The organism is Aquitalea aquatilis (genome assembly GCF_005155025.1).
Classification (GTDB): Bacteria; Pseudomonadota; Gammaproteobacteria; order Burkholderiales; family Chromobacteriaceae; genus Aquitalea; species Aquitalea aquatilis.
Window position 1 is genome coordinate 41,730 of the sequence record NZ_CP039731.1, and the last position, 22,084, is coordinate 63,813.

Annotated in this window: 25 protein-coding genes; 9 read left to right on the forward strand and 16 right to left on the reverse strand. The window is 62.9% G+C overall.

Annotated features, from left to right (window positions below; translation table 11 throughout):
* Positions 1–68: 68 nt before the first annotated feature.
* Positions 69–833, reverse strand: coding sequence for a glycosyltransferase family 2 protein (locus FAZ30_RS00190; protein ID WP_137008240.1), 765 nt, complete (start codon positions 831–833; stop codon positions 69–71).
* 106 nt (positions 834–939) lie between these two features.
* Positions 940–1,485: a lysophospholipid acyltransferase family protein gene (locus tag FAZ30_RS00195; protein WP_233578600.1), complete on the reverse strand. Its 546-nt coding sequence runs from the start codon at positions 1,483–1,485 to the stop codon at positions 940–942.
* 456 nt (positions 1,486–1,941) lie between these two features.
* On the opposite strand from FAZ30_RS00195, the gene FAZ30_RS00200 reads away from it, so the two are divergent.
* From FAZ30_RS00200 to FAZ30_RS00210, 3 genes are read left to right on the forward strand one after another with little or no spacing between them, the layout of a single operon-like run.
* The gene (locus FAZ30_RS00200) at positions 1,942–2,220 is read left to right on the forward strand and encodes an acyl carrier protein (protein WP_124644875.1); all 279 of its coding nucleotides are present in this window, start codon (positions 1,942–1,944) and stop codon (positions 2,218–2,220) included.
* Positions 2,221–3,474: a beta-ketoacyl-[acyl-carrier-protein] synthase family protein gene (locus FAZ30_RS00205; RefSeq protein ID WP_124644874.1), complete on the forward strand. Its 1,254-nt coding sequence runs from the start codon at positions 2,221–2,223 to the stop codon at positions 3,472–3,474.
* Complete coding sequence (locus FAZ30_RS00210) at positions 3,471–3,965, forward strand: 3-hydroxyacyl-ACP dehydratase FabZ family protein (protein ID WP_124644873.1); 495 nt, start codon at positions 3,471–3,473, stop codon at positions 3,963–3,965. The genes FAZ30_RS00205 and FAZ30_RS00210 overlap by 4 nt, the downstream gene beginning before the upstream one ends.
* Before the next feature lie 36 nt (positions 3,966–4,001).
* Here the strand turns inward: FAZ30_RS00210 and fabG are convergent, their stop codons facing one another.
* The 13 genes from fabG to FAZ30_RS00275 are packed head-to-tail and all read right to left on the reverse strand — an operon-like array spanning position 4,002 to position 15,164.
* Positions 4,002–4,721, reverse strand: coding sequence for a 3-oxoacyl-ACP reductase FabG (gene fabG / locus FAZ30_RS00215; RefSeq protein ID WP_137008242.1), 720 nt, complete (start codon positions 4,719–4,721; stop codon positions 4,002–4,004).
* An 8-nt stretch (positions 4,722–4,729) separates the two neighbouring features.
* The gene (locus FAZ30_RS00220) at positions 4,730–5,185 is read right to left on the reverse strand and encodes a hotdog family protein (protein WP_124644871.1); all 456 of its coding nucleotides are present in this window, start codon (positions 5,183–5,185) and stop codon (positions 4,730–4,732) included.
* On the reverse strand, positions 5,182–5,976 hold the full coding sequence (locus FAZ30_RS00225; RefSeq protein ID WP_124644870.1) for a beta-ketoacyl synthase chain length factor: 795 nt from the start codon (positions 5,974–5,976) through the stop codon (positions 5,182–5,184). The genes FAZ30_RS00220 and FAZ30_RS00225 overlap by 4 nt, the downstream gene beginning before the upstream one ends.
* Positions 5,973–7,166 (reverse strand): beta-ketoacyl-[acyl-carrier-protein] synthase family protein, encoded by a 1,194-nt coding sequence (locus FAZ30_RS00230; RefSeq protein WP_124644869.1) that lies wholly within the window; start codon positions 7,164–7,166, stop codon positions 5,973–5,975. The genes FAZ30_RS00225 and FAZ30_RS00230 overlap by 4 nt, the downstream gene beginning before the upstream one ends.
* Before the next feature lie 54 nt (positions 7,167–7,220).
* Positions 7,221–8,024 carry a polysaccharide deacetylase family protein gene (locus FAZ30_RS00235; RefSeq protein WP_137008244.1) on the reverse strand — a complete coding sequence of 268 codons (804 nt, stop codon included), beginning with the start codon at positions 8,022–8,024 and terminating at the stop codon, positions 7,221–7,223.
* Complete coding sequence (locus tag FAZ30_RS00240) at positions 8,021–8,701, reverse strand: type 1 periplasmic-binding domain-containing protein (RefSeq protein WP_137008246.1); 681 nt, start codon at positions 8,699–8,701, stop codon at positions 8,021–8,023. Before FAZ30_RS00240 ends, FAZ30_RS00235 begins: the two co-directional genes overlap by 4 nt.
* Positions 8,685–11,024: an MMPL family transporter gene (locus FAZ30_RS00245; RefSeq protein ID WP_137008248.1), complete on the reverse strand. Its 2,340-nt coding sequence runs from the start codon at positions 11,022–11,024 to the stop codon at positions 8,685–8,687. The genes FAZ30_RS00240 and FAZ30_RS00245 overlap by 17 nt, the downstream gene beginning before the upstream one ends.
* A complete protein-coding gene (locus tag FAZ30_RS00250) occupies positions 11,024–11,611 on the reverse strand; it encodes a LolA-related protein (protein WP_137008250.1) in 588 nt (195 codons plus the stop codon). Before FAZ30_RS00250 ends, FAZ30_RS00245 begins: the two co-directional genes overlap by 1 nt.
* A gap of 7 nt (positions 11,612–11,618) precedes the next feature.
* Positions 11,619–12,542 carry a lysophospholipid acyltransferase family protein gene (locus FAZ30_RS00255; protein ID WP_137008252.1) on the reverse strand — a complete coding sequence of 308 codons (924 nt, stop codon included), beginning with the start codon at positions 12,540–12,542 and terminating at the stop codon, positions 11,619–11,621.
* Entirely contained in the window at positions 12,539–12,838 is a 300-nt protein-coding gene (locus tag FAZ30_RS00260) for an ApeI family dehydratase (protein WP_137008254.1), read from the reverse strand. Before FAZ30_RS00260 ends, FAZ30_RS00255 begins: the two co-directional genes overlap by 4 nt.
* A gap of 2 nt (positions 12,839–12,840) precedes the next feature.
* Positions 12,841–14,187: an AMP-binding protein gene (locus FAZ30_RS00265; RefSeq protein ID WP_137008256.1), complete on the reverse strand. Its 1,347-nt coding sequence runs from the start codon at positions 14,185–14,187 to the stop codon at positions 12,841–12,843.
* 33 nt (positions 14,188–14,220) lie between these two features.
* Positions 14,221–14,877 carry a COG4648 family protein gene (locus tag FAZ30_RS00270; protein WP_124644861.1) on the reverse strand — a complete coding sequence of 219 codons (657 nt, stop codon included), beginning with the start codon at positions 14,875–14,877 and terminating at the stop codon, positions 14,221–14,223.
* Positions 14,874–15,164 (reverse strand): phosphopantetheine-binding protein, encoded by a 291-nt coding sequence (locus tag FAZ30_RS00275; protein WP_103525389.1) that lies wholly within the window; start codon positions 15,162–15,164, stop codon positions 14,874–14,876. Before FAZ30_RS00275 ends, FAZ30_RS00270 begins: the two co-directional genes overlap by 4 nt.
* 240 nt (positions 15,165–15,404) lie before the next feature.
* On the opposite strand from FAZ30_RS00275, the gene FAZ30_RS00280 reads away from it, so the two are divergent.
* From FAZ30_RS00280 to FAZ30_RS00300, 5 genes are all read left to right on the forward strand, one after another.
* Positions 15,405–16,088, forward strand: a complete 684-nt coding sequence (locus tag FAZ30_RS00280; protein ID WP_233578597.1) for a phosphatase PAP2 family protein — start codon at positions 15,405–15,407, stop codon at positions 16,086–16,088.
* Between the two features lie 76 nt (positions 16,089–16,164).
* Positions 16,165–17,169: a chorismate transformation FkbO/Hyg5 family protein gene (locus FAZ30_RS00285; RefSeq protein WP_246043387.1), complete on the forward strand. Its 1,005-nt coding sequence runs from the start codon at positions 16,165–16,167 to the stop codon at positions 17,167–17,169.
* Between the two features lie 236 nt (positions 17,170–17,405).
* Positions 17,406–18,464 (forward strand): cobalt transporter CbiM, encoded by a 1,059-nt coding sequence (cbiM, locus tag FAZ30_RS00290; protein ID WP_137008258.1) that lies wholly within the window; start codon positions 17,406–17,408, stop codon positions 18,462–18,464.
* Positions 18,465–18,492: 28 nt separating this feature from the next.
* The gene (cbiQ, locus tag FAZ30_RS00295) at positions 18,493–19,344 is read left to right on the forward strand and encodes a cobalt ECF transporter T component CbiQ (RefSeq protein ID WP_137008260.1); all 852 of its coding nucleotides are present in this window, start codon (positions 18,493–18,495) and stop codon (positions 19,342–19,344) included.
* Positions 19,341–20,204 (forward strand): energy-coupling factor ABC transporter ATP-binding protein, encoded by an 864-nt coding sequence (locus FAZ30_RS00300; protein ID WP_124644858.1) that lies wholly within the window; start codon positions 19,341–19,343, stop codon positions 20,202–20,204. The genes cbiQ and FAZ30_RS00300 overlap by 4 nt, the downstream gene beginning before the upstream one ends.
* A gap of 4 nt (positions 20,205–20,208) precedes the next feature.
* Here FAZ30_RS00300 and nikR read toward each other — a convergent pair whose 3' ends face one another.
* Entirely contained in the window at positions 20,209–20,655 is a 447-nt protein-coding gene (gene nikR / locus FAZ30_RS00305; protein WP_124644857.1) for a nickel-responsive transcriptional regulator NikR, read from the reverse strand.
* Between the two features lie 270 nt (positions 20,656–20,925).
* Between nikR and FAZ30_RS00310 the strand changes: the two genes are divergently transcribed.
* Positions 20,926–22,083, forward strand: coding sequence for an FIST signal transduction protein (locus tag FAZ30_RS00310; protein ID WP_124644856.1), 1,158 nt, complete (start codon positions 20,926–20,928; stop codon positions 22,081–22,083).
* The last annotated feature ends 1 nt before the right edge of the window (position 22,084 follow it).

The window sequence follows — 22,084 nt, forward strand, 5'->3', positions numbered from 1 at the left end:
GACGAAGCCATGCACGACAGCCGGGCCAATGGCCGCAGCCCTGCCGGCCGAAGGACAGCCGCGCAGCATCAAGATGGCCGACGCAGGCGTTGTAACAGCAACACCGGCAAGCGCAGGGCAAAACCGAACATCAGCCGGATATGCATCCAGGTCAGCAAGCGGTTGTCACGCCAGTAATTGAAATGCGACACGCCGCCCTCCCCTGCCTGGAAATATTTCACCGGCGCCGGCAGATTCACCGGCGCGACGCCAGCCCAGCACAGCCGCACCACGGCTTCGGGATCGAAATCAAAACGCCGCATCCAGTGCTGGCGCTGCATGATGCGGCGCAAGGGAGCCACCGGATAGACCCGGAAGCCAAACAGCGAGTCGCCAATGCCCATCCACAGTGTTTCCAGATTGGCCCACCAGTTGGATATCTTGCGCCCCTTTACCCGCAGGCTGGGTGCGCTGGCGTCGAATACCGGCACGCCCAGCACCATGGCCCCGGGCTGCTGCTGCGACGCTGCCATGAAGGCGGGAATCTGCTCCACCGGGTGCTGGCCATCCGAGTCCATGCACAGCACATGGGTAAAACCCAGCCGAGTGGCCTCTTCCAGGCCGTGCAGCACCGCCGCCCCCTTGCCGCTGTTCTGCGGCAGAACAAAGACCCGCAAGCCGTCATCCTGCGCGGCCATCGCCCGCAGCCCCTGCTCCGAGCCATCATCACTGCCATCGACGATCACCCACACCGGCGACCATTGCCGGCGCGCAGCGCGCACGGTGTCGAACACCTTGGGGCCGGGGTTATAACTGGGGATCAGCACCACATGGGTGGTCGAAGGTATGGGCATGGCGGGCTATTCGGGCTGCTCATCGCCCGGATGACAGCGATGATGTTTGAATTGGGCAGGACCATAGCCGATTGCCACCGGCCAGGTCAAGAATGCGCGGAGGGTGCTACAAACGCAGCGAGGCATCAATGGAGCCATTTTGCAAACAGGATTCGAAATACTGCTGCAGCCGCCGCGCCGTTTCATCACGGCGGCCATATGCCTCGAATTGCTGGCCGGGCACAGCGCGGTAAATCAGTGGAAAAGCGGGCGGCTTCCATATTTTCCAGCCCTTGCTCAAATAGGCTGAATTGGTAGTAAGCAGGATGGTCTGCAAAGGGGCGGCCGCTTTTTTGGCAATCAGGGCAACGGCACCGCCAATATCATTAACGGGCTGGCGTGTGGTGCGTGTTCCTTCCGGGAAAATCATCAACACACCGCCTTGCTGAATGGTTTGAATTGCCTGGCGAAACATCTGTTCTGGATAACGATTCGAAACATATCCGGCCAGATAAGCCCCACACCCCAGAAACAGATTGGAACTGATACTGGCTTTCATCAGGCAAACCGCATGCGGCACGCGCGACAGCACCAGAAAGGCATCGATCATGCTCGGATGATTGGGCACCAGCAGCATGCGCCCGCGGTGATTAAGCTGGTCCAGCGCGTGCAAATCCAGCTGCATCAGGCGACAGGCCTGCGCACCAGCCAGAAAGCAGCGGCAAATGCGGCTGATGACCCATTGCACCAGCGGCTGGCGCCAGCGCCCGGGTAACAGCAACAATGGCAGGGCAGCGATATTACCCAATAGCAGCATGGAGCCCAACCACGACAACATGAGATAAAAAAGTATTACCTGACCCAGGCGTAAACAGCGGGACGACATGATTAAACTTTACTTTCAATTTGCAGTAACACACCGCCCGGATTGGTCATGGTGATAATACGGATTCATACTCTTGCCAGGATAATAAAGGCGATGGTATTAACATCGCCACAGCCGCCATACAGCAGGGATTGACCGCGAATAAGAGCGCAGTAAAACCGCCGGATCAGCCGACCCGGATGCCATGATTTTACTATATAATCAGCCCCCTTTGGTGCACGCAACGCTCTGGACTGGATGCTTATGCTAGAAGAAATCATCAAGAACTATCTGATCAATACCAAGGCCAAGGATCCGGCTTTGTTCAGTGACCCCGCCTTGCAAGTATCTGCACTGGGGCTGGATTCGCTGGACATGGTGGAGATGTTGTTCGAAATCGAAGATCGCTGCGGTTTCCAGCTGCCCGACCCCAGCCGTTATCCGAAAATGGCTTTCCGCGAAATGCTGGACGATATCGAAAAAGCCATTCGCGAGCACAATAATGGCGAACTGCCTGAGTTCAGTCTTGAGGCGGGCAAGTAATTGAGCAAGGTCCTGATTACCGGCATGGGTGCCATCAGCCCACTGGGTGCCGACCTGCCCGGCAGCTTTGCCCGTGCGCTGGCTGGCGATTGCGCCATCGGCCCGGCGTCGGCCGACATCGCCAAGTGGCTGCCCAACGTGCTGCTGGCCCGCGCCGCCGCCGAGCCGCACACCTTGCTGGAGGCCAAACATGCCGCGCTGGACCGGGCCAGCCAGTTTGCCCTGGTGGCAGCGGGCGAGGCGATGAACACAGCAGGCATCACGCCACGGCCGAGCGATGCGCGCCGCTTCGGCGTGTTTGTCGGCATCGGCTTTGGTGGAGCCCATACGGTAGATGGCCTGTACGAGCGCTTTCAGTCGGCAGTCCAGAGCGAGGGCAAGCGCAATCCGACCGTGGTCCATCCGCTGTCGGTGCCACGCATGATGGCCAATGCCGCCGCCGCCGCCATTTCGATGACTTACGGCCTGAACGGCCCCAGCAATACCTATTCCGTTGCCTGTGCGTCCTCCGCCATCGCCATTGGCGAGGCTTTCCACGCCATCCGGGATGGCTATCTGGATGCCGCCATCGTGGTGGGATGCGAAGCCATGCTGACGCCTGGCTCACTGCTGGCCTGGAATGCCTTGCGCGTGATGGCCAAGCCGCATGCGACCAACCCGGCGCGTAGCTGCCGCCCCTTCTCACAGGACCGCAGTGGTTTCGTGCTGGGCGAAGGTGGCGCGGCCATCGTGCTGGAAAGTGCCGAACGCGCCCAAGCCCGGCAACAGCCGGCGCTGGCCGAGTTGTGCGGTTATGGCCGCAGCAGTGACGCCGCCCACCTGACTGCCCCCTCCAGTGCGGAACAGGTCTTTGCCATGCAACAGGCGCTGGCAGATGCGGGCTTGCAACCACAGCACATCCAGTACCTGAATGCCCACGGCACCGCCACCGAGGCTGGTGATGTGGTGGAAACAGAATCCATCCGCAGCGTGTTTGGTGATGCGCTGCAGCAGCTGGCCATCAGCTCGACCAAGTCCATGCATGGTCACCTGATCGGTGCCAGCGGCATTCTGGAATTCGCCCTGGCGGTGATGGCGATGAACAGCGGTTCGCTGCCGCCCACCGCCACGCTGGAAACGCCTGATCCACGCTGCGACCTTGACTTCATCCCGCTGACCGCACGGCATGGCTGCCAGGTGGAGGCCATCATGTCCAATTCCTTTGCCTTCGGCGGCAGCAATGCCTCGCTGGTGGCACGACGTCTCCCGGCATGACGCAGGATTACCACTACCCGATGTTGCTGCAACGCGACGATATCCAGCAGATATTGCCGCATCGCGGGGCCATTTTCGTGTGTGAGCAGCTGTGCATCGAAGGGCCGCACCAGTTTCATGGCACGGCCTGCTGGCCACGCGACAATGCAGTGATCCAGGGACATTTCCCCGGCCTGCCCATCGTGCCGGGTGTGATGCTGATCGAGTCGATGGCGCAATTTGCCGGAGCCGGCCTGCTGGCCGGCGACCCATACGTCAAGACGCTGCCGCAGGATTCAATCGGCGTACTGGCTGCCGTGCGCAATTGCTGGTTCAAGCAAGCAGTGCTGCCGGATTGCGCAGTGGAGTTTTTCATCCAGTGCCGCCAGGTGGCCCCCTTGCTGGTGCAGGTGAATGCCCAGGTCAAGGTGGCGGATAGCGAAGTAGCCAAGCTGGAGATCGCGCTGGCTTATACGCCGCGCACGCAATTGCAACTCAACGGCCAGCCATAGGGCGCAGCATGGCAAGCGCAGTGCGCTTGCCGCTGGCTACAGCATGCCGCCATTGATGGAAATGACCTGGCCGCTGATATAGGCGGCCTGTTCCGATGCCAGAAACGCCACCAGGCTGGCCACTTCTTCCGGTTTTCCTACCCGTTTCATCGGCACCATCCGTGCCACCATGTCCTTGTCGAACACATCTTGGCTCATCGCCGACTCGATAATCCCCGGCGCCACCGCATTGACGGTAATGCCACGGCTGGCCAGCTCCAGTGCCAGCGACTTGGTCGCGCCGTGCAGCGCACTCTTGGCTGCCGCATAGTTGGTCTGACCGCGATTGCCGGCCAGCGCCGCCACCGAGGTGATATTGATGATGCGCCCCCAGCGGGTGCGGATCATCGGCATGGTCAGGGGCTGGGTGACATTGAAGAAACCATGCAGCGAAACATCGATCACCCTGTGCCATTGTGCCGCCTGCATGCCAGGGAACACGGCGTCGTCGTGTATGCCGGCATTGTTCACCAGCACTTGCACCGGGCCTTGCTCGAGCAGCCCTTCCAGCGCAGCCAGACTGGCAGCGGCATCGGCCACATCAAACTGCACCGCCTCGGCACTGTAGCCCTCGGCCAGCAGCGACTGGCACAGGTTTTGTGCGGCAGCCAGATTGCTGTTGGCGTGGATGATGACATGGAAGCCATCGCTGGCCAGACGCTGGCAGATGGCGGCACCGATGGCACCGCTACCGCCGGTAATAAGGGCTCGTTTCATGGCAGGACTCAGGAAGAAGTAAGGCGGGGGGCCAGCGCGGCTGCATCCAGCACCACGCTGAGACGGCCGCTTGCCAGCACAGCGCCGGCAGCTGCCAGTTCGAATTGATACATGGCGGTGATTGCATTGCCCGACAGGCGCTGCACGTGGATGGACAAGGCCGCATCCTGTGTATCCAGCTGCTGGCAGTGCCAGCGCAGCTCGCGCACACTGGCCAGATAGCCGGCACGGGCAGGTGCGGCATCGCCAGCCAGCAGCGCGCCATGCAAGGCCATGGCCTGGGCGGCATATTCGATGGCATTGGCAATACCAAGCCGGCCAGCCGCACGCAAGGGATTGTCTGCCAGCCGATGACTGTGGCTGAAACAGACGATTTGCTCATCATCCCAGCGCTCCACCCCATCCAGCAGACACATGCTGCCCTGGTGCGGAATACGGGCAGCAATGGCCGTGCGGTCCATCATGCCGCCACCTCGATGGCCAGGCGACAGTCATCCAGATAATCGATCACCACCCGTCCGGGCTGCCCACTAGCCAGCAGCTGCAACAAGGGCAGGCTGCGGGCGGATGGAATGCTCAGGCGCAACTGCTCCAGGCCGGCATCCGGCATGGTGGTCGCCGGCTCGTGGCTGAAAGACAGCTGCAGCCTGGCCTTGCTGCTGGCACTGCCTTGTGCGCTGAGCAGCATGCCCACGCCCATCGGATAGGGAATCGGCCGTTGCGCATACAGCGGCTCTGGATACGCCGTATCAAAAGACACCAGCAGACAGGGCTGAGGACTGCTCAGTGCCTGGGTGGCGCACTCCAGCAAACCGGCGGCAAAGGTGGCGTCATAGGCGCACAGGCTGGTGGACGCTGCAGTACAGCCGGTGGCAATGCCCCAGTAACCGGCCGGCGCATTGTGTACCGAATTATGAAAGCGGGTGGGCGAAATCAGCCGCTCGTCCGAAGCCAGCACGTCCAGCAGGGTGTGGCAATTTTCACAATCACCACCGGTGGAGCTGAAGATATTGGGCAATTGCGCGGCATCGGCCGCCGCATCCGCCACAGCCGCCAGGCCCACCGCCATCGACAATTTGACCGCCGCACCCACTCTTCTGCGTTCGGTCGCCGGCAGGGCCTGGGCCGGCGGCAAGACCACCTCGGCTGCCGCATAGGCTTGCTGCCCCTGCAGACAGGGCTGCGCCGCGCTCCAGTCAGGCATGCCCGGGCCAAGAACGCTCAGTCCATCCAGAAAAACCGTTACCGTACTCATGCACCCACCCGCGAAAATACCAGGCTGCAGTTGCTGCCGCCAAAGCCGAAAGAATTGCTCAAGACATGCTGCAAAGGCTGCTCCAGCGTCTGCAGCAGGTAGTTGCACGGCAACTGCGCATCCACCTGCCGGGTGCCGACACCGCCAGGCAGCAAGCCTTCGCGCAGCGCCAGTACGCTGAACACCGCCTCGATGCCACCAGCTGCGCCCAGGGTATGGCCGGTATGGCCCTTGGTGGAGCTGCAAGGCGTTTCCCGGCCGAACAGCGACAGCACCGCCGCTCCTTCAGCCGCGTCATTGCTGGGCGTGGCCGTGCCATGCAGATTGATATAGCCGATATCCGCGGCATGCAGGCCGGCCATGCTCAGGGCCTGCTCCATCGCCGCCCGTGCACCCAAACCTTGCGGATGGGGCGAGGACATATGATAGGCATCACTGCTTTCACCGATGCCGGTAAACAGGATGTCGCCAGGCTGCGCCAGCTCGGCACGCTCCAGCAAGGCGTAGGCCGCGCCCTCGCCCACTGAGATACCGTCACGCTCGCCGTCAAAAGGACGACAAGGGTTGGGCGACACCAGTTGCAGCGAGGAAAAGCCATAAATCGTCGTCAGGCACAGGGTGTCCACGCCGCCGACAATGGCCGCATCGATCAGCCCGGCAGCCAGCATGCGCTGGGCGGTACCGAATACCTTGGCGCTGGAGGAACAGGCAGTGGATACCACACAGGCCGGGCCGCTCAGGCCGAAAAAATGCCGGACAAAATCCGCCACGGAATAGGCATTATGGGTTTCGCGATAGCGATGCCCGGGCGGCAAGGCCCCCGTTTGCGCATCGCGCTGCCGGTAAGCCTGCTCCGAACTGAGAATGCCCGAGGTGCTGGAACCCAGGAAAACGCCGATACGACCGGCACCATGGCGCGCCACGGCTGCCTGCACGCTGGCGACAAAGCCATCCTGCTCCAGTGCCAGCTGGGCCAGGCGGTTGTTGCGGCAGTCGTAGTGCTGCAGCGCGGGCGGTAGCCGCACATCATCCAGACCGGCCACTTCGCCGATGCAGACATCGAAATCCACCGTTTCCCAGCGTTTTTTCACGATGCCGCCACGTTGCTGACGCAGGGCGGCAAGATGGGCGTCCAACCCGCTGCCCAGGGCAGAGGTCAGGGTATAGGCACTAAGTCTGATTGCTTGCATAAACGACAGGACGAGTCAGCTTGGGTTAGCGAAAAGGCAGGCAGCAGCAACCGGTCAGTCGGGTTGGCATGCCTGTGGCAGTGTGACCGCCTGCAACTTGCGTCTGGCCAGCTCCTCCAGCACGCGCGGCAGTACGGCCAGAATCAGCGGCTTGCCATCCGCGGTGCGGGCGGCGTTGCCATCGTGCAGCAGCAGTATATCGCCTGCCGCCAGATTGCGAAGGAGCCTGGTGTATACCAGCTCGGGGTCTTGGACGCGCGTATCATAGCCACGCCGGGTCCAGCTCGCAAGAAACAAGCCCTCGCGCTGCAACACCGGGTCGAGCAAGGGATTGCGCAGACCTGCAATCGGTCGGAAAAAACGCGGGGATTGGCCGGTAATGGCCTGCAAGGTGGCCCGGCCCTCTCCTACCTCGCGCCGCCATCCGGCCACACCAAACAGCGATGTATGCTTGCGATGGCGCTGGCCGTGATTCTCCACCGCATGGCCATCCAGCGCGGCCTGACGGCACAGCGCAGGATACTGTGCCGCCCGTTCGCCAATACAGAAAAAAGTAGCCTTCACCCCGTACTGGCGCAGGATATCCAGCACCGCCGGCGTCACCGCCGGGTCCGGACCATCGTCGATGGTGATGGCCACCTCGCCACGGCGAATGGCCGCAGCTGGCAGCCGGCTCAGATTGGCCCCCAGCAGGCTGCAGCGCGGCAACAAGCCGGCCACGGCGATAACGCCATGCAGCAACACCAGCAGCAGCAATAACACCAGCCAGTGCTGTGGCATGACACACAGCGCCAGCAGCGCCACACCATGCAAGGCCAGGCAACATTTCAGAAAGGGCGAAAGGCGCAGCGGCATCATCGGCACTCCATGGGGGCGGGTCGCTTGCCGGACAAAGGCCCGTGCAGCAGCCAGTGCTGCCACTGCTCGCGCCACACCGGCCAGCTGTGATCACCAGCGGTGCGCCGGACCTGTGCCGGCGGCAACAGGCTGGCCAGCATGTCCTGTCCGGCGGCAAAGCGGTCCTCTGCGGCCAGGCTGAGCCATAGCGGGCAGCCAGCCCGCTCGCCCGACATGGCCAGCCAGTGCCACCAGCGGCGCTCATCCTGCATGGAACAATCCGGATCAGCCGCCCAGGGCTGCGGGCCACCTGCCGCGCGGATTTCCTGCAGGATATCCGCCGTACCGGGATAGGGTGCCAGCAGCTTGATGCCTGCCAGCTGCGCGCCATGCACGGCAGCGTAATGCAGGGCATTGAAGGCACCCAGCGAAATACCGGCCAGCCAGATGGCAGCATAGCCCTGTTGCCGCGCCGGCAGGATGACGTCCTGCTGCAGCGTGCTGGCCACCGTGCCTGCCATCACCTGCTGATAGCCCACATCGGCCAGCATGATATCCAGCGGCAGGCCCAGCTCGCGCACGGCGGCCACCATGCCCTGCGCCAGCAGGTCTTCCAGGCTGGCTTTGGCTGGCGGCAACAACACCAGCAGGGTGTCGGCGCGGCTATCCGTGCGGTAGGCATCAGCGAGGCAGCGCACGGGGACCTATCCTGGCCATCATGGCAGCAAACACCAGCGCCAGCAGCGCGCCAATCGCCACCGTACTGCCAATGAAGGACAGCACCGGCACGCTGGAACTGCCCAGCAAGCCGAAGCTGGTGACAGTGGCCAGATTGGCCACCACCAGCGATATCTCGACCTGCCGCTGCTCGGCATCGCTGCCCAGTTGCTGCTTGTTAGCAAAGAACAGCGCGTAGTTGGAGCCGATGGCCACCACCAGCAGCAGGCCTACCAGATGCAATATGGTCAGCTGGATGCCGCAGGCGTCCAGAATGGCCACCGTGCACAGCACGGCGCAGCCCAGCGGAATAGTGACGCGCACCGCCTGCCGCCAGCCGCAGCTCACCCACAGCAACAGCAGGATGGCCAGGCTGCCCAGCGAGGAGAACAACAGCGCCTCGTGCGTGTAGCTATCAAAAATGGCGGTGGTTTCTTCCAAGAGGTCAATTACCGTCACCTGGCCCAGCTGCTGTGCCGCCAGCGCCGCCCTGACCTTGTCCAGGGCAATGGTTTCCCCGCTGGCGGGCTTCAGCGGCAGCAACACCAGATAGCTGTCAGCCCGGCGGATCAGCATGGAGTCCAGCAACACGCTGGCCGCACTGCCCTGCAGGCTTTGCCGCTGCAGCAGCGGCTGGGTGCGGGCACGCTCAAGATCAGCCAGGAAACCCGATAACTGATCCGCCTCCAGCGGCATGCCCTGCAAGGCCAGGCGCAAACGTCGCTCGGCCTCGGCCGGCGTGGGCAGGCTGGCCTGACGTGCGCGCTGCGTGGCGATGCTGGGCAGCAGTTCGTCCGGGCTATGGAAGCCGCCGATGATGTTTTGCTGGCTCAGCTGCTGCAGTACTACGCGGCTACGCTCGGCCAGCTGCAGCGCAGTTTGCTGATCCGGTGCGCTGAAACTGGCGACATAGCGCATGTCGTTGCCGCCCAGGTCGCCACGCAGTTCGGCATCCAGCTTGTTCTGTGCGGCCGAGGTAGAGCTAAGGGCATTGAGCTGGCGGTTCCAGATATCCTGCTGATGCAAGACCAGCACCGCCACCGCCGCCAGCAAGGCCACGGCCATCAGCCAGCGCAGCCGGGTCAGACCATCCAGAATCTTTTGCAACAGCAGGCCCGGACGGTGCAAGTCGCGCAGATTCAGTTGCTGCGGCATCAGTCCGGGCAGGATGTAACGGGTGACCAGCGCCGCCGTCAGCAGGCCGCTGATGGAGTACAGGCCCAGCTGCGACAGGCCGGGAAAGCTGGAGCACATCAAGGCGGCAAAACCGGTGGCCGAGGTCAGCACGCCCAGCCGCATGGTGCGCCAGAAATGGGAAGGGTTCTTGCCGCCGGCGCGCTGGATGAACAGGTAGATCGAGTAGTCCACCGCCTCGCCGATCAGCGTGGTGCCAAAGCCCAGCGTCAGGCCATGCACATGACCAAAGCCCAGGCTGACGCTGGCAATGCCCACCAGCGCCCCGGATACCACCGGAATCAGCCCCAGCAGCAGCAGCGGCAACGAGCGATACACCAGCAGCAACAACGCCACCACCAGCAGGCTGCCCATGATGGCCAGCCGCTCCACCTCGCTCTGGATGATGTTGCGCGAGGCCACCGAAATGACACTGGTGCCACTCATCACCAACCGGCTGTCAGCATGGCGGCCGGGCAGGCTGGCAAAGGCCTGTTTCACGTCCTCCAGCGCGGCCGCCTGGGCATCGGTATTCAAGCCCGATTCGCTCAGTTGCAGCAGCAGCACCGCCCGCTTGCCATCGCGCGACACCCAGATGTCGTCGCTGCTGGCAGGCTGGCTTTCACCAATGAACTGGTCGAGGATTTGCAGGGTTTCGCCCGTGGGGTCGCGGGGCAGGATTTTCTTGACGATCAGCCCGGCATCGCCAGACATGGCATCCAGCGTGCCCTGAATGGTCTCGTGCAAACCGGGCGCGCTGAAGCGCTGCGGCATCACTGCCGGGCTGAGCAGGTAGCGGTTGTCAAAGAAATAGCGTTGATCGCGCTGCTGGGTCTGGCGGTCGCCGTTCTGTACCGAGGTAAAGCGCGGATTGTGCGCCAGCTTGCCTACCAGCAAGCGGGATAGCCGGCCGCGCTCGGCCTCGTCCGCACCCTCGATGCCCACCAGCACGATGCGGGCGATGGCACCGTCGCGCAGTTGGTCGATCAGCATCTGCTGGCGTGCGCTGGGCAGCTTGGGCATGAAGGCGGACAGGTCGGCGACAAAGCGGGTCTGGCTGATTACCAGCACCGAGCCCAGCATCACCGCCAGCCACAAGCACAGCGCCAGTTTATGGAGGCGAATCTTCATTATTTGCCGCTGGTGCTGGTAATGGTCATTTCCGAGCGGTCGCCATCGGCCTGCAGGAATTCGATGGTCCGCACCTGGGCATGGCCACCGGCGATGCGGATCTGGCTGATCACCTTCTGCATGCGCGGCTGCAGCGGCGTCAGATTGAGCTGCCACTGCTCACTGCCACCGGACAGGGCTGCACTGTAATAGCGCTCCAGCGCACTGCGGTCGCCAGACAGGGTGGCGCGCACGCTTTCGACAAAGGCCGACACTTCGGGACGATCCGCCAGGTTAACGCTCATCTTGCGGCCATCGCTGCGCTCCAGCGTCAGCTTGTTGCCTTCCAGCACCACCCCTTCCGGCTTGGGCTTGAGCGTGCGCTTTTCCAGCCGGTCGGGCGCGGTAAAGGCCAGTTCGCCGGAGGACTCCAGCGGCTGCTTCAGCATGGCGATGTATTTCTTTTCGACAAAGGTGGCCGTGCCGGCTTTTTTCTGGCCCAGTTGCTGCATCAGATCTGCCAGCGACCAATCCGCCGCCTGGCTGCAACCGGCAGCCAACAGCAACAGCAGTCCGCCCAGGGTCTTGCTCATGATGGTTACACGCATGGTCTGTCTAGCTTTCATCCCAAAAATCGTAAAAATTGAACCAGTTGAACGGGTAGGCGCGGCAATGCCGCTCCAGCGCCGCAACATACTTGTCCAGCAATGCCTCGCCCGCGGCAGCACGCTGCTGCCGCGTGACGGTGGAGAAATCCTCCAGCAACTCGAAATGCACGCGGTAGCGGTTGCCACCCAGATAGATGCCGGCCATGAAATACACCGGATGGCGCAACATCGCTGCCATGCGGAAAGGTCCGCTGGGAAAACGGGCCGGCGCACCCAGCAGCTGGCGGCTGAGATAGTGGTCCGGGCCTGCTGCGCGGTCGGCCAGGATGCCCACCAGCGCGCCTTCCTCCAGCCGCTGATGCACCTTGAGCATGGCGTCCATGGTGCCCAGCGCAATGATGTCGGGGGCGGCTGCCGGGTTGATGGCCTGCAGCGCCTGGTTGATCTGCCGGGCGTTTTCCGGATACATCGCCATGCTCATCTGCAGTTCAGGCCGGCTGCGCGCCATGGCACGCAAGACTTCAAAGCTGCCCAGATGCGCGCCGAACAACAGCACACCCTGACCGCCATCACAGTGCTGATGCAGCGCATCCACGCCGGACAGGTCGATCTGGAAGTCGTCAAAACGGTCACGCAGCAGATAAATCCGGTCGTGTATGGTGCTGGCGAAACTCAGCACATGTTGGTACATCTCGCGCCAGCGCGGTGGCCGCGCCAGGCTGCGGCTCAGGTAGCTGCGCGAGGCCTGGCGCGCCTTGCTGGCAAACAGCAGAAAATAAAGCGCAATGCCATACAGCACCAGCCGCGAACAGCGCCGCCCCAGCAAACAGGACAAGCTGGACATGATGCGCAGCCAGAAGCGGTTGCCACGCTCCTGCTGCCGCATCCACTGCGGCCTGTCCGGCGATGGCGTGGCGGCAGGCTCACTCACGCCGGCGACTCCGGCGTGATGATGAACTTGCCATCGGCCACTTTGCGTTCACCATGCAAAATGGTGAACACCACCATGGCCGCATCCTGGCGGTATGCGATACGCAGGCCCTCACCCGGCGTCACCGGGCTGTGGAACTTGGCCAGCGACAGCCCGCCCAGCAGCACACCGCAGGCTTTTTCAATCACCAGTTGAGCCTGATCCAGCAGCACCACGCCGGGCAGGATGGGACGACCGGGGAAATGCCCGGCATAGGCAGGATGATCAGTTGGAATATCAAGCGTGGCGTATTGCATGACTAGCTTCGTCCAGGAAGATGTTGTGCAAGCAATGCCTGCAGCGTGCGTGCCAGAATCTTGCCATTGCCATCACGCGGCAGTGCATCGACAAACACGATATGGCGCGGCAGGAAGACCGAATCCACATGCAGGCGCAAACCGGCCAGAATGGTGGAGCGATCCAGCGCAGGGGCCACCACAAAGGCCACCAGCCGTTCGACCTCTTCCCCCTCCAGGCGTTCGGGCAGGCAGAACACACCATCCACCACCCCGGGCAGGCCGGTGAGTGCGGCATTGAGAAAGGACAGCGAGCTGCGCTTGCCAGCCACATTGATCATATTGGCCTTGCGGTCCAGCAAGCGGAAGGCGCAGGGGCCATACAGCTCGACCGTATCGTTAAGCATCTGCGGCGTTTCATAGACCTCCCCCACCGCCCACACCTCATCCTCACGCTGCTCCAGCGTAATGCCCTGCAAGGTCTGCCAGTCGCTCTCCAGATCGGGCTGGCGAGTGGCGACCTGGCCGGTCTCGGTCGAACCATAGATTTCCAGCACCGGACAGCCCAGCTGACGACGGGTTTGTGCCGCCAGTTCGGCCGACAGCGGGGCCGTGGCCGACAACACCACGGCGATGTCCGGCAGCGCGATGTCCGCTTCCAGCAATTTGCGCAGATGAAACGGGGTAATCACCAGCAGCCGTGGTGCCGGCAGCTCGGCCAGCGCGCTGGCGATATCGGCAGGGAAAAACGGAATTCGCGTCGACATCTGCCCGCCAGCCAGAATGGGCAGCAAGACACTGGATTCCAGCCCATACATATGCCGGATCGGCACCGTCCCCACCACCGAACAAGCCGCGCCGGCCACGCCCCACACCCGCTCAGCGCCAGCCAGGATCGCCAATTGCAGGCGGCCGAAGGTTTTGAAGTGCGGCATCGGCGCACCGGTAGAGCCCGAGGTGTACATGCAGGCCACACGCTGATCAAAAGGAATCTGCGGCATGGCGGCGGCATCCATGGCGGGGTCTGCCGGCACGCTATCCACCCGGAAATAAGACAGGGCCTCCAGCGGGTTCTGCGGCTGATCGACCAGCACCAACAGGCCCGGCTGCACCGCAGCGACCGCAGCAATATGCTCCGGCGCTGCAGAGTTGGGCAGCACAGTCAGCATGCCGCGGGCGATGGCCGCGAACAGCGTCACCGCAAACCAGTAGCGGTCGGTACACATATTCAGTACCCGCTCGCGCTCGGGCAGCGCTGCGGCCAGTGTCAGCACCTGGCGGTAAAAGGTAGCCCGGTCGATGCTGGCGCCATCGTGGAAGGCAAAAGGCGCGGTGCGATCGATAGCGGGAAGAAGCGGTATCAGGGTCATGGACAGATCAGTATGGACTGCAACAACGTGGTTTTATTCAGCGGCATTGCGGCACTGCGTGTATTTTCGGTAGGACTGGATGGTCTGGGCAATGCTGAAGGGCGGACTATCCGGCAGCACCAGCTGGCGCACCAGATACTCGCCACCAAACATCAGCCCCAGCGACAGCGGCGTCAGCACCGCGGCAAACAGCGCCCAGTAGGCCAGCGGGGCCAGCGCGAACAAAGACAGCGACAACAGCGCCGACACGGCGAAATAGATGGTCCAGGCCAGGGTCACTTTCCAGGTGTAATGGAAGTAAGCGGCATCCAGCGGCGCGGCGATGGCGATTTTGGCAATGCGCGAGCACAGGGCCGATTCATGCGAACCCAGCGTGCGCCCGAACATGATACCCAGCGCGCTCATGATTCCCGCATGCTGCAGCAGGTAGAACCAGGCAGCATGGGCCAGCAACTGCTGCAGATTGAGCGCAATCGCCAGCAGGCCACCCAGACACAGCAGCATGGCAGGCAGACGAAAGGAGGAATTCCAGCTGGCGCCCAGCAGGGCGATGGTCAGCGGCGCTGCGCCAATCACCACGGCGTAGGCCGGCGGATGCGGCGAAGAAGAAGCCAGATAATCCAGTACCACATACACCAGTCCGACGACAGCCAGCAAAGCCAGGCGCACATTGCGCCACAGCCCGGTCATTTGCTGCGATGCTCGCGAATATAGGCAGCCAGTTTGCGCAGCGATGCAAAAATGGTGGAATTATCTTCGTTATCCGCCTTCATCTGTACGCCATATTGCTTGGACATAACCAGCGCTATTTCCAGGATGTCGATTGAATCAATACCTAATTCATCGCCATACAAAGGCGCGTCAGGAACAATGTCAGCCGGTGCGATGTCAAGATTCAGCGCGGAAACAATCAATCCGGCGATTTCGCTTTCAAGCGCCAGATCCGGCTCGTTATGTGCGGAGGGTTGTTGTTCCATGATTTGCAATAATCGTGTCAGGTTTATAGGGAATTGCCGGTAATCGCCAATGTCACACAGTTTCGGTATCATCGCCGCTCAAATTAAGCAGCACACGCGAGATGTTGATGGCGCCACAGTTTAACCGGGGCGCAACACACATTACCGGCAGCAAAAATAATGAAGCGCGAGTATAACAATATGCCTGCCTGCTTGCCACACGGCAAAAGCAGGTAATTCCAGCGATATCAAGGAGGTGTTTTGAACGAGGCCGCGACAAACAGCCGCAGCAAAGCCGGCATTCTGCATACGGTATTGACCCGTTTCTGGTTCAAGATGTTCGGCACCATGGGTTTTACCCTGGTATTTTTTGTCGCCTACGTTTATCTGCTACGGCATCCGGCCGCGCCGGTGACCATTGTCCCGGCAAGCAGACTCGATGCACTCGTCGGTTTCCAGCCCTGGGCCTTGCCGGTCTATCTGTCGCTGTGGTGCTATGTTTCACTGCCACCGGTCTTGATGAACTCGCGGCGGGAAATCCTTGCCTATGGCTGGCGGGTGGCACTGCCCTGCCTGCTCGGCCTGACGATTTTTTACTGCTGGCCCAATGCCATTGCCCCGCCGGATATCGACTGGAAGCACTATCCCGCGGTGGCTTTCCTGAAAAACGTCGACACGGCCGGCAATGCCTTTCCCTCGCTGCATGTCGCCACCGCCGTGTTCTCTGCCGTGTGGCTGCACTGGCGGCTGCGCCTGTTGCAGTGGCCGCCCGCCTGGCAATGGCTCAATCTTGGCTGGTGCCTGGCCATTGCCTACTCCACCATGGCGGTCAAACAACATGTCGCGCTCGACGTGCTGGGCGGCACTCTGCTGGGCCTGATCTCGGCCTGGGCCTGCGGGCTGCGCGCGCATGCCAGCCGCCACTGGCCGGCCGACAAAACATAACACGGCAATGGCACCGCCCGATGCGCGGCCTGCTTGCCCTTCCATCATTCCGCCCTTACCGCGACAAGCTTGCACCATGCGCCCAGAAACCCGCCTGCAGTTTTACTCTTCCGACTCGTCCTCCCCGTCGCCAGCTGCCGCCCATGTGCTGGGCGTCAGCCTGCTTGGCCAGCGCGGCAGCCACACCCAGCCCTGGCCGGCGCTGCAGGTATTGATGCCACTGCTGGCCAACCCGGCCCAACAGCTGCAGGAATACTGGCATAGCAGCCAAGCGGTACGCCACGGGCAGTTTCACGATGTCCGCTTTGGCAGCGATGGTCACTTGCTGTATGGGGCGATCAGCCTGGATGAAGCACTATTTGCCGACAATCGCGGCAGTGCCCTGCAGCATGCGGCGGAACAGGCTTACCGGCAGTTGTTCTCCCTGCTGGAGGCAGAGGACTGTCGCCACCTGTGGCGGGTCTGGAACTATATTCCGCGCATCAATGCCGTGGAGCATGGCATGGAACGCTATCGGCAATTCAATATCGGCCGCCACCAGGCTTTTGCCGACTTTGACCGCCCGGTGGACAGCAGCCCGGCCGCCTGCGCCCTGGGCGTGGCCGACGGCCCCTTGAGCATTGCCTTTCTGGCGGCACGGCAAGCGACGCAACGCATCGAAAACCCGCGCCAGGTCAGCGCCTTTGCCTACCCGCAGCAGTACGGCCCGCGCAGCCCCACCTTCAGCCGCGCGGCACTGGCGGACAATGGCGACAACATCATCCTGTTCATTTCCGGCACGGCCAGCATTGTCGGCCACCGCACCGTACACCCTGGGGATGCGGCAGCCCAAACCCGCGAGACCATTGCCAATATCGCAGTGCTGCTTGAGCAGGCCAATCGCCAGCATCAGGGGCAACCCTATACCCTGGCGACACTGGATTATCGCGTTTACATCCGCCACGCCACCGACTACCCCGCTGTGCAGCAGACACTGCAACAACTGATCGGCCCAGCCATGCGCGTGGTGTTCATGCAGGCGGACATCTGCCGCGACGACCTGCTGGTGGAAATAGAAGCCCAGGCTTTCGCCGCCCGCTAGCACACCACCGGATCAGCGCAGCTGCACATGCGCTATCCACTTGCGCAGACCACCTGTACAGCACATTGCCACCCCTTATCGTCATGCTGGCGGCCACATGGCCAGCCCGGCCACGCAGCAAGCATCCATGACAAGTGGCACGCATCTTGCTAAAATTTCATACATTTTAAAAAATATTCATACATCACAAACCGGCAGGGCGGTGTGGTCCGGCTGGTTTTGGGAAGGATAACTGCATGCATATTCCCGACGGCTATCTCAGCCCCGCGACCTGCGCACTGGCCTATGCGGTGGCGCTACCGTTCTGGCTGCTGGCCTACCGCCATGCCAAGCGCCTGCTGCATACCCGCATGGTGCCGCTGTTTGCGGTGTTTTCTGCCTTCAGCTTCGTCATCATGATGTTCAACCTGCCGCTGCCCGGCGGCACCAGCGGCCACGCAGTGGGCATGGGCATCATCAGCATCGTCTTGGGGCCGTGGGCGTCCATTGTGGCCATTTCGGTGGCCCTGCTGATTCAGGCGCTGTTCTTTGGCGACGGCGGCATTACCAGCTTCGGGGCCAATAGCCTGAACATGGCCATCGTCGGCTCGCTGGTGGCCTGGGCCAGCTATCAGCTGCTGGCGGCCGGTGCCGCGCTGCAATCGCGCCGCCGCGTGCTGGCCGCTGCCGTGGCCGGCTATCTGGCCATCAATGCCGCAGCCTTGCTGGCCGCCATCGAATTCGGCCTGCAACCGTTGTTGTTCCATGATGCCGCCGGCACGCCGCTGTACGCGCCCTATCCGCTATCGGTGGCGGTTCCCGCCATGATGCTCGGCCATCTGAGCTTTGCCGGGCTGGCCGAGCTGCTGATCACCGGCGGGCTGGTGGCTTATCTGCAGCGCGCACATCCCGAGCTGCTGTCGCTGCAAGCAAGCCGGATCAGTGTACCGACCGCAGCGCTGCGTACCACGCGCAAGCTGTGGTACGGCCTGGCGGCGCTGATGATTCTGTCGCCGCTGGGTTTGCTGGCCGCCGGCACGGCCTGGGGCGAATGGGGCGTGGAAGATTTCGCCAATGCCGACAGCCGCCAGCAGATGGCGCTGGCATCCGGCCAGATGGCACCGCCGGTGGCTGCGCCGGAGGGCCTGGCACGGCTGGCCAGCCTGTGGTCAGCCCCCTTCCCCGACTATGCGCCGGCCTTCGTGCATAGCCCCAACTTTGGCTATGTCTTGTCCGCGCTGTTTGGTGCCGGGCTGATTCTGCTGGCCCTGCTGCTGTTGTCGCGGCTAGGCGGCAAGCCAGGCCAGCCGGAATGAGGCGGCCACCGCAGCGGCCGGGTGCGGCATGAGCGAGCAATCCTTCATCGCCGGCGGCCATCGCCATGGCGGCCATTTTGCCGAGCGGCTAGTCCATGGCTTGCAGCAGGCGCTGGAACACTCGCTGGATGCCGAAGCCATCAGCAAGCAGCGCGGCCTGCTGCAGGGGCTGGACCCGCGCATCAAGCTGCTGGCGCTGCTCAGCCTGATGATCAGCGGCATCCTGGCCGGCCAGCTCAGCACCCTGCTGCTGCTGTTTTGCCTGGCGGTGGTGCTGGCCTTGTTGTCGCAAGTGTCCTTGCGGCGGCTGTACCGCCAGGCCTGGCTCAGCGTCTTGCTGTTCAGCGGGGCGATTGCCCTGCCAGCCCTCTTCCTGGTGCCCGGCGACATCCTGTTTCGGCTGCCGCTGCTGCACTGGGGCATCAGCCTGCAAGGCTTGCGCAGCGCGGCCTTTTTGCTGGGGCGGGCGGAAACCTCAGCCAGCTTCGCCTTGCTGCTGATGCTGACCACGCCGTGGATGCATGTGCTCAAGGCCATGCGCAGCCTGGGGGTGCCGGTGCTGCTGGTGGCCCTGCTGGGCATGACCCATCGTTATATCTTCGTGCTACTGCAAACCGCCAGCCAGATGTTCGAAGCCCGCCGCAGCCGCATGCTGGCACCGCCCAGCGGCTGGCTGGCGCGCCAGGTGGTGGCAGCCAGTAGCGGCGTGCTGCTCAGCAAGGCTTTTCAGTTGAGCAGCGAAGTGCACCTGGCCATGGTGTCGCGCGGCTACCGTGGCGACATCTACCTGCTGCACAGCTTTCATACCCGCCCACGCGACTGGTGCGCCCTGCTGCCGGCGCTGTGCGTGCCGCTGCTGATCTTATGGAAACACGCATGACACCGCCGGTATTCGAGCTGCACAACCTCAGCTATCACTATCAGCAGCAACAGGCGCTGGACAGCCTGTCGCTGCGTATCGAAGCCGGCTGCCGGGTGGCCTTGCTCGGGGCCAATGGCTCGGGCAAATCCACCTTGCTGCGCTTGCTGAACGGCCTGTACTTTGCCCAGCAGGGCAGGCTGCTGGCCTTTGGCGAGGAACTGAGCGAGGCGGCACTGGCCGAGGATGAGCGCCACTATGCCTTTCGCCGCCGCGTCGGACTGGTGTTCCAGAATCCCGATGTGCAGCTGTTCAACCCCACGGTGTTCGACGAACTGGCTTTCGGTCCGCTGCAACTGGGCTGGCCACCGGCCACCATCCGCAGCGCCATTGCCGACATGCTGCAACGCTTCGGCATCAGCCAGCTGCAGGACCGCGCCCCGCATCGCCTGTCCGGTGGCGAGCGCAAACGGGTGGCGCTGGCCTCGGTACTGATCATGCAGCCGGAAGTATTGCTGCTGGACGAACCCACCGCCGCACTGGACCCGCACAGCCAGGGCGAGGTCATCCGCTTTTTGCTGGACAGCAAGGACAGTGGCCGCACCATCATCACCGCCACGCATGATCTGGACAGCGTGGCCGATATTGCCGACCACGTATTCGTGCTGGCGGCAGGGCAGCTGGTGGCCAGCGGCAGCCCGGCAGAAATCCTGGCCGATCACGCGCTGCTGGAGCGCACCCATCTGCTACACGCCCATCCACACCGCCATGCCGACGGCGTGGTGCACAGCCACCCGCACCAGCATGGCCACGGCCATCAGCATGCCGGCCCGGTCAATGGCTATCGCTATTACCCGGTGCGGCGCAAGCCATCTGGCTGATGCTTCAGCGCTTGGCCGGCCGGCGGTAGGCCAAGCCAGCCCCGCTGGCTGCCGCCGTGGGAATCAGCTGCACCTGACCGTGGCGCACGCCGGTTTCGGCAATGACCGAGCGGGCAAAACTTTCCACCTCGGCGCTGTCGCCACGCAGAATCACCGTTTCGATGCAGTCATCGTGGTTGATATGGGCATGCATGGTGGCGATGGCCATGTCGTGGTGATCGTGCTGCAGGCCGGTGAGGCGCGAGGACAGCTGGCGCTCGTGGTGATCGAACACATAGCTGAGCACCGCCACACAGGGGCCGCCCGCACCGCGCCCCAGATCTTCCTCGCCCAGTTCGCGCCGCAACATGTCGCGCACCGCCTCCGAACGGCTGCTGTAGCCACGCCGCGCCATCAGTTCGTCAAAAGCCTGTGCCAGCTCGTCGCTGAGCGAAATCGTCACTCTTTGCATGTCTGCCTCCTGAAAACAGAGGCCGAGCATAGCAGAGCGCCGCCGCCGCTGGCGCATTTGCCCCGGTGCATTTGCCCCGGCTCAGCCCGGCATGCGGCGGGCAAAGCACCGCGGGCATGACTGATGTCATATTGTGGTGCAGGGAAAAATGCGATATTGCGCCAGCAACGGCACAATGCAGCATTCTGCTGCCCGTACGGCGCGCCGATTAACTAAGATGACAAGGTTCACCTGCCAGTTTCATGGCGGTAACCACCAGGGACACCACTCATGCGCATCCGCCAGCTCTGCCTGCCTGACAGCCGCCCCGATGCAGAAGGCTTGCAGCCGCTGCGCGCCATCGATCCCCAGTTGCTGCTGGTATTTGCCACGCTGGATTTTTTTGCCGACGGGCAGGCGCTGGCCACGCTGCAGGCGGCGTTTCCCGACAGCCTGCTGCTGGGCTGCTCCACCGCAGGCGAAATTTCCAGTCATGGTGTGGATGACCACTCCACGGTGCTGACCGCCATCCATTTTTCCCATACCCGCGTCCAGCCTGCCGTCACGCCCCTGCATGACATGGCCGACTCTGCTGCGGCCGGTGCCCGGCTGGCACGGCAGCTGGCAGCGGACGATCTGCAAATGGTGCTGGTGCTGGGCCAGGGCGTGGCCATCAATGGCAGTGCCCTGTTGCAAGGCATCAGCAGCGTGCTGGGAACACGGCTGCCGGTGGTGGGCGGTCTGGCTGGCGACAACGCAGCCTTCAGCCGCACCTTTACCCTGAACGAACACGGCAGCTCGGATCACCAGCTGGTGGCGGTCGGCCTGTATGGCCGGCAGTTGCGCCTGGGCCATGGCAGCTATGGCGGCTGGACCACCTTCGGCCCGGCACGCCAGGTGACACGCTGTCAGCAAAACGTGCTGTACGAGCTGGATGGTGCACCGGCGCTGGAAGTGTACAAGCGCTATCTGGGCGAATATGCGGCCGACCTGCCCGGCTCCGGCCTGCTGTTTCCCTTCTCCATGCTGGGAGAGAACCAGCAGGATGCCGGGGTGATCCGCACCATTCTGGCCGTGGATGAAGCCACAGGCAGCCTGACCCTGGCCGGCGAAGTGCACACCGGCTGTTATCTCAAGCTGATGCACGCCAGCACCGACAATCTGGTGCATGGTGCGGAACAGGCCGCCAGCGCGGCCCGCCTGGCGCAGCCGGTGGACGGCGACAGCCTGGCCCTGCTGGTGTCCTGCGTTGGCCGCAAGCTGGTGATGGGCGACCGGGTCGATGAAGAAATCGAAGCGGTAGCCGACGAACTGGGCAGCCATACCGTGCTGGCCGGCTTCTATTCCAATGGCGAAATCAGCCCCTTCGCCCCAGGCCAGCCCTGCCGCCTGCACAACCAGACCATGACCATTACCACGCTTGCCGAAACGGCAAGCACCCACGACTGAT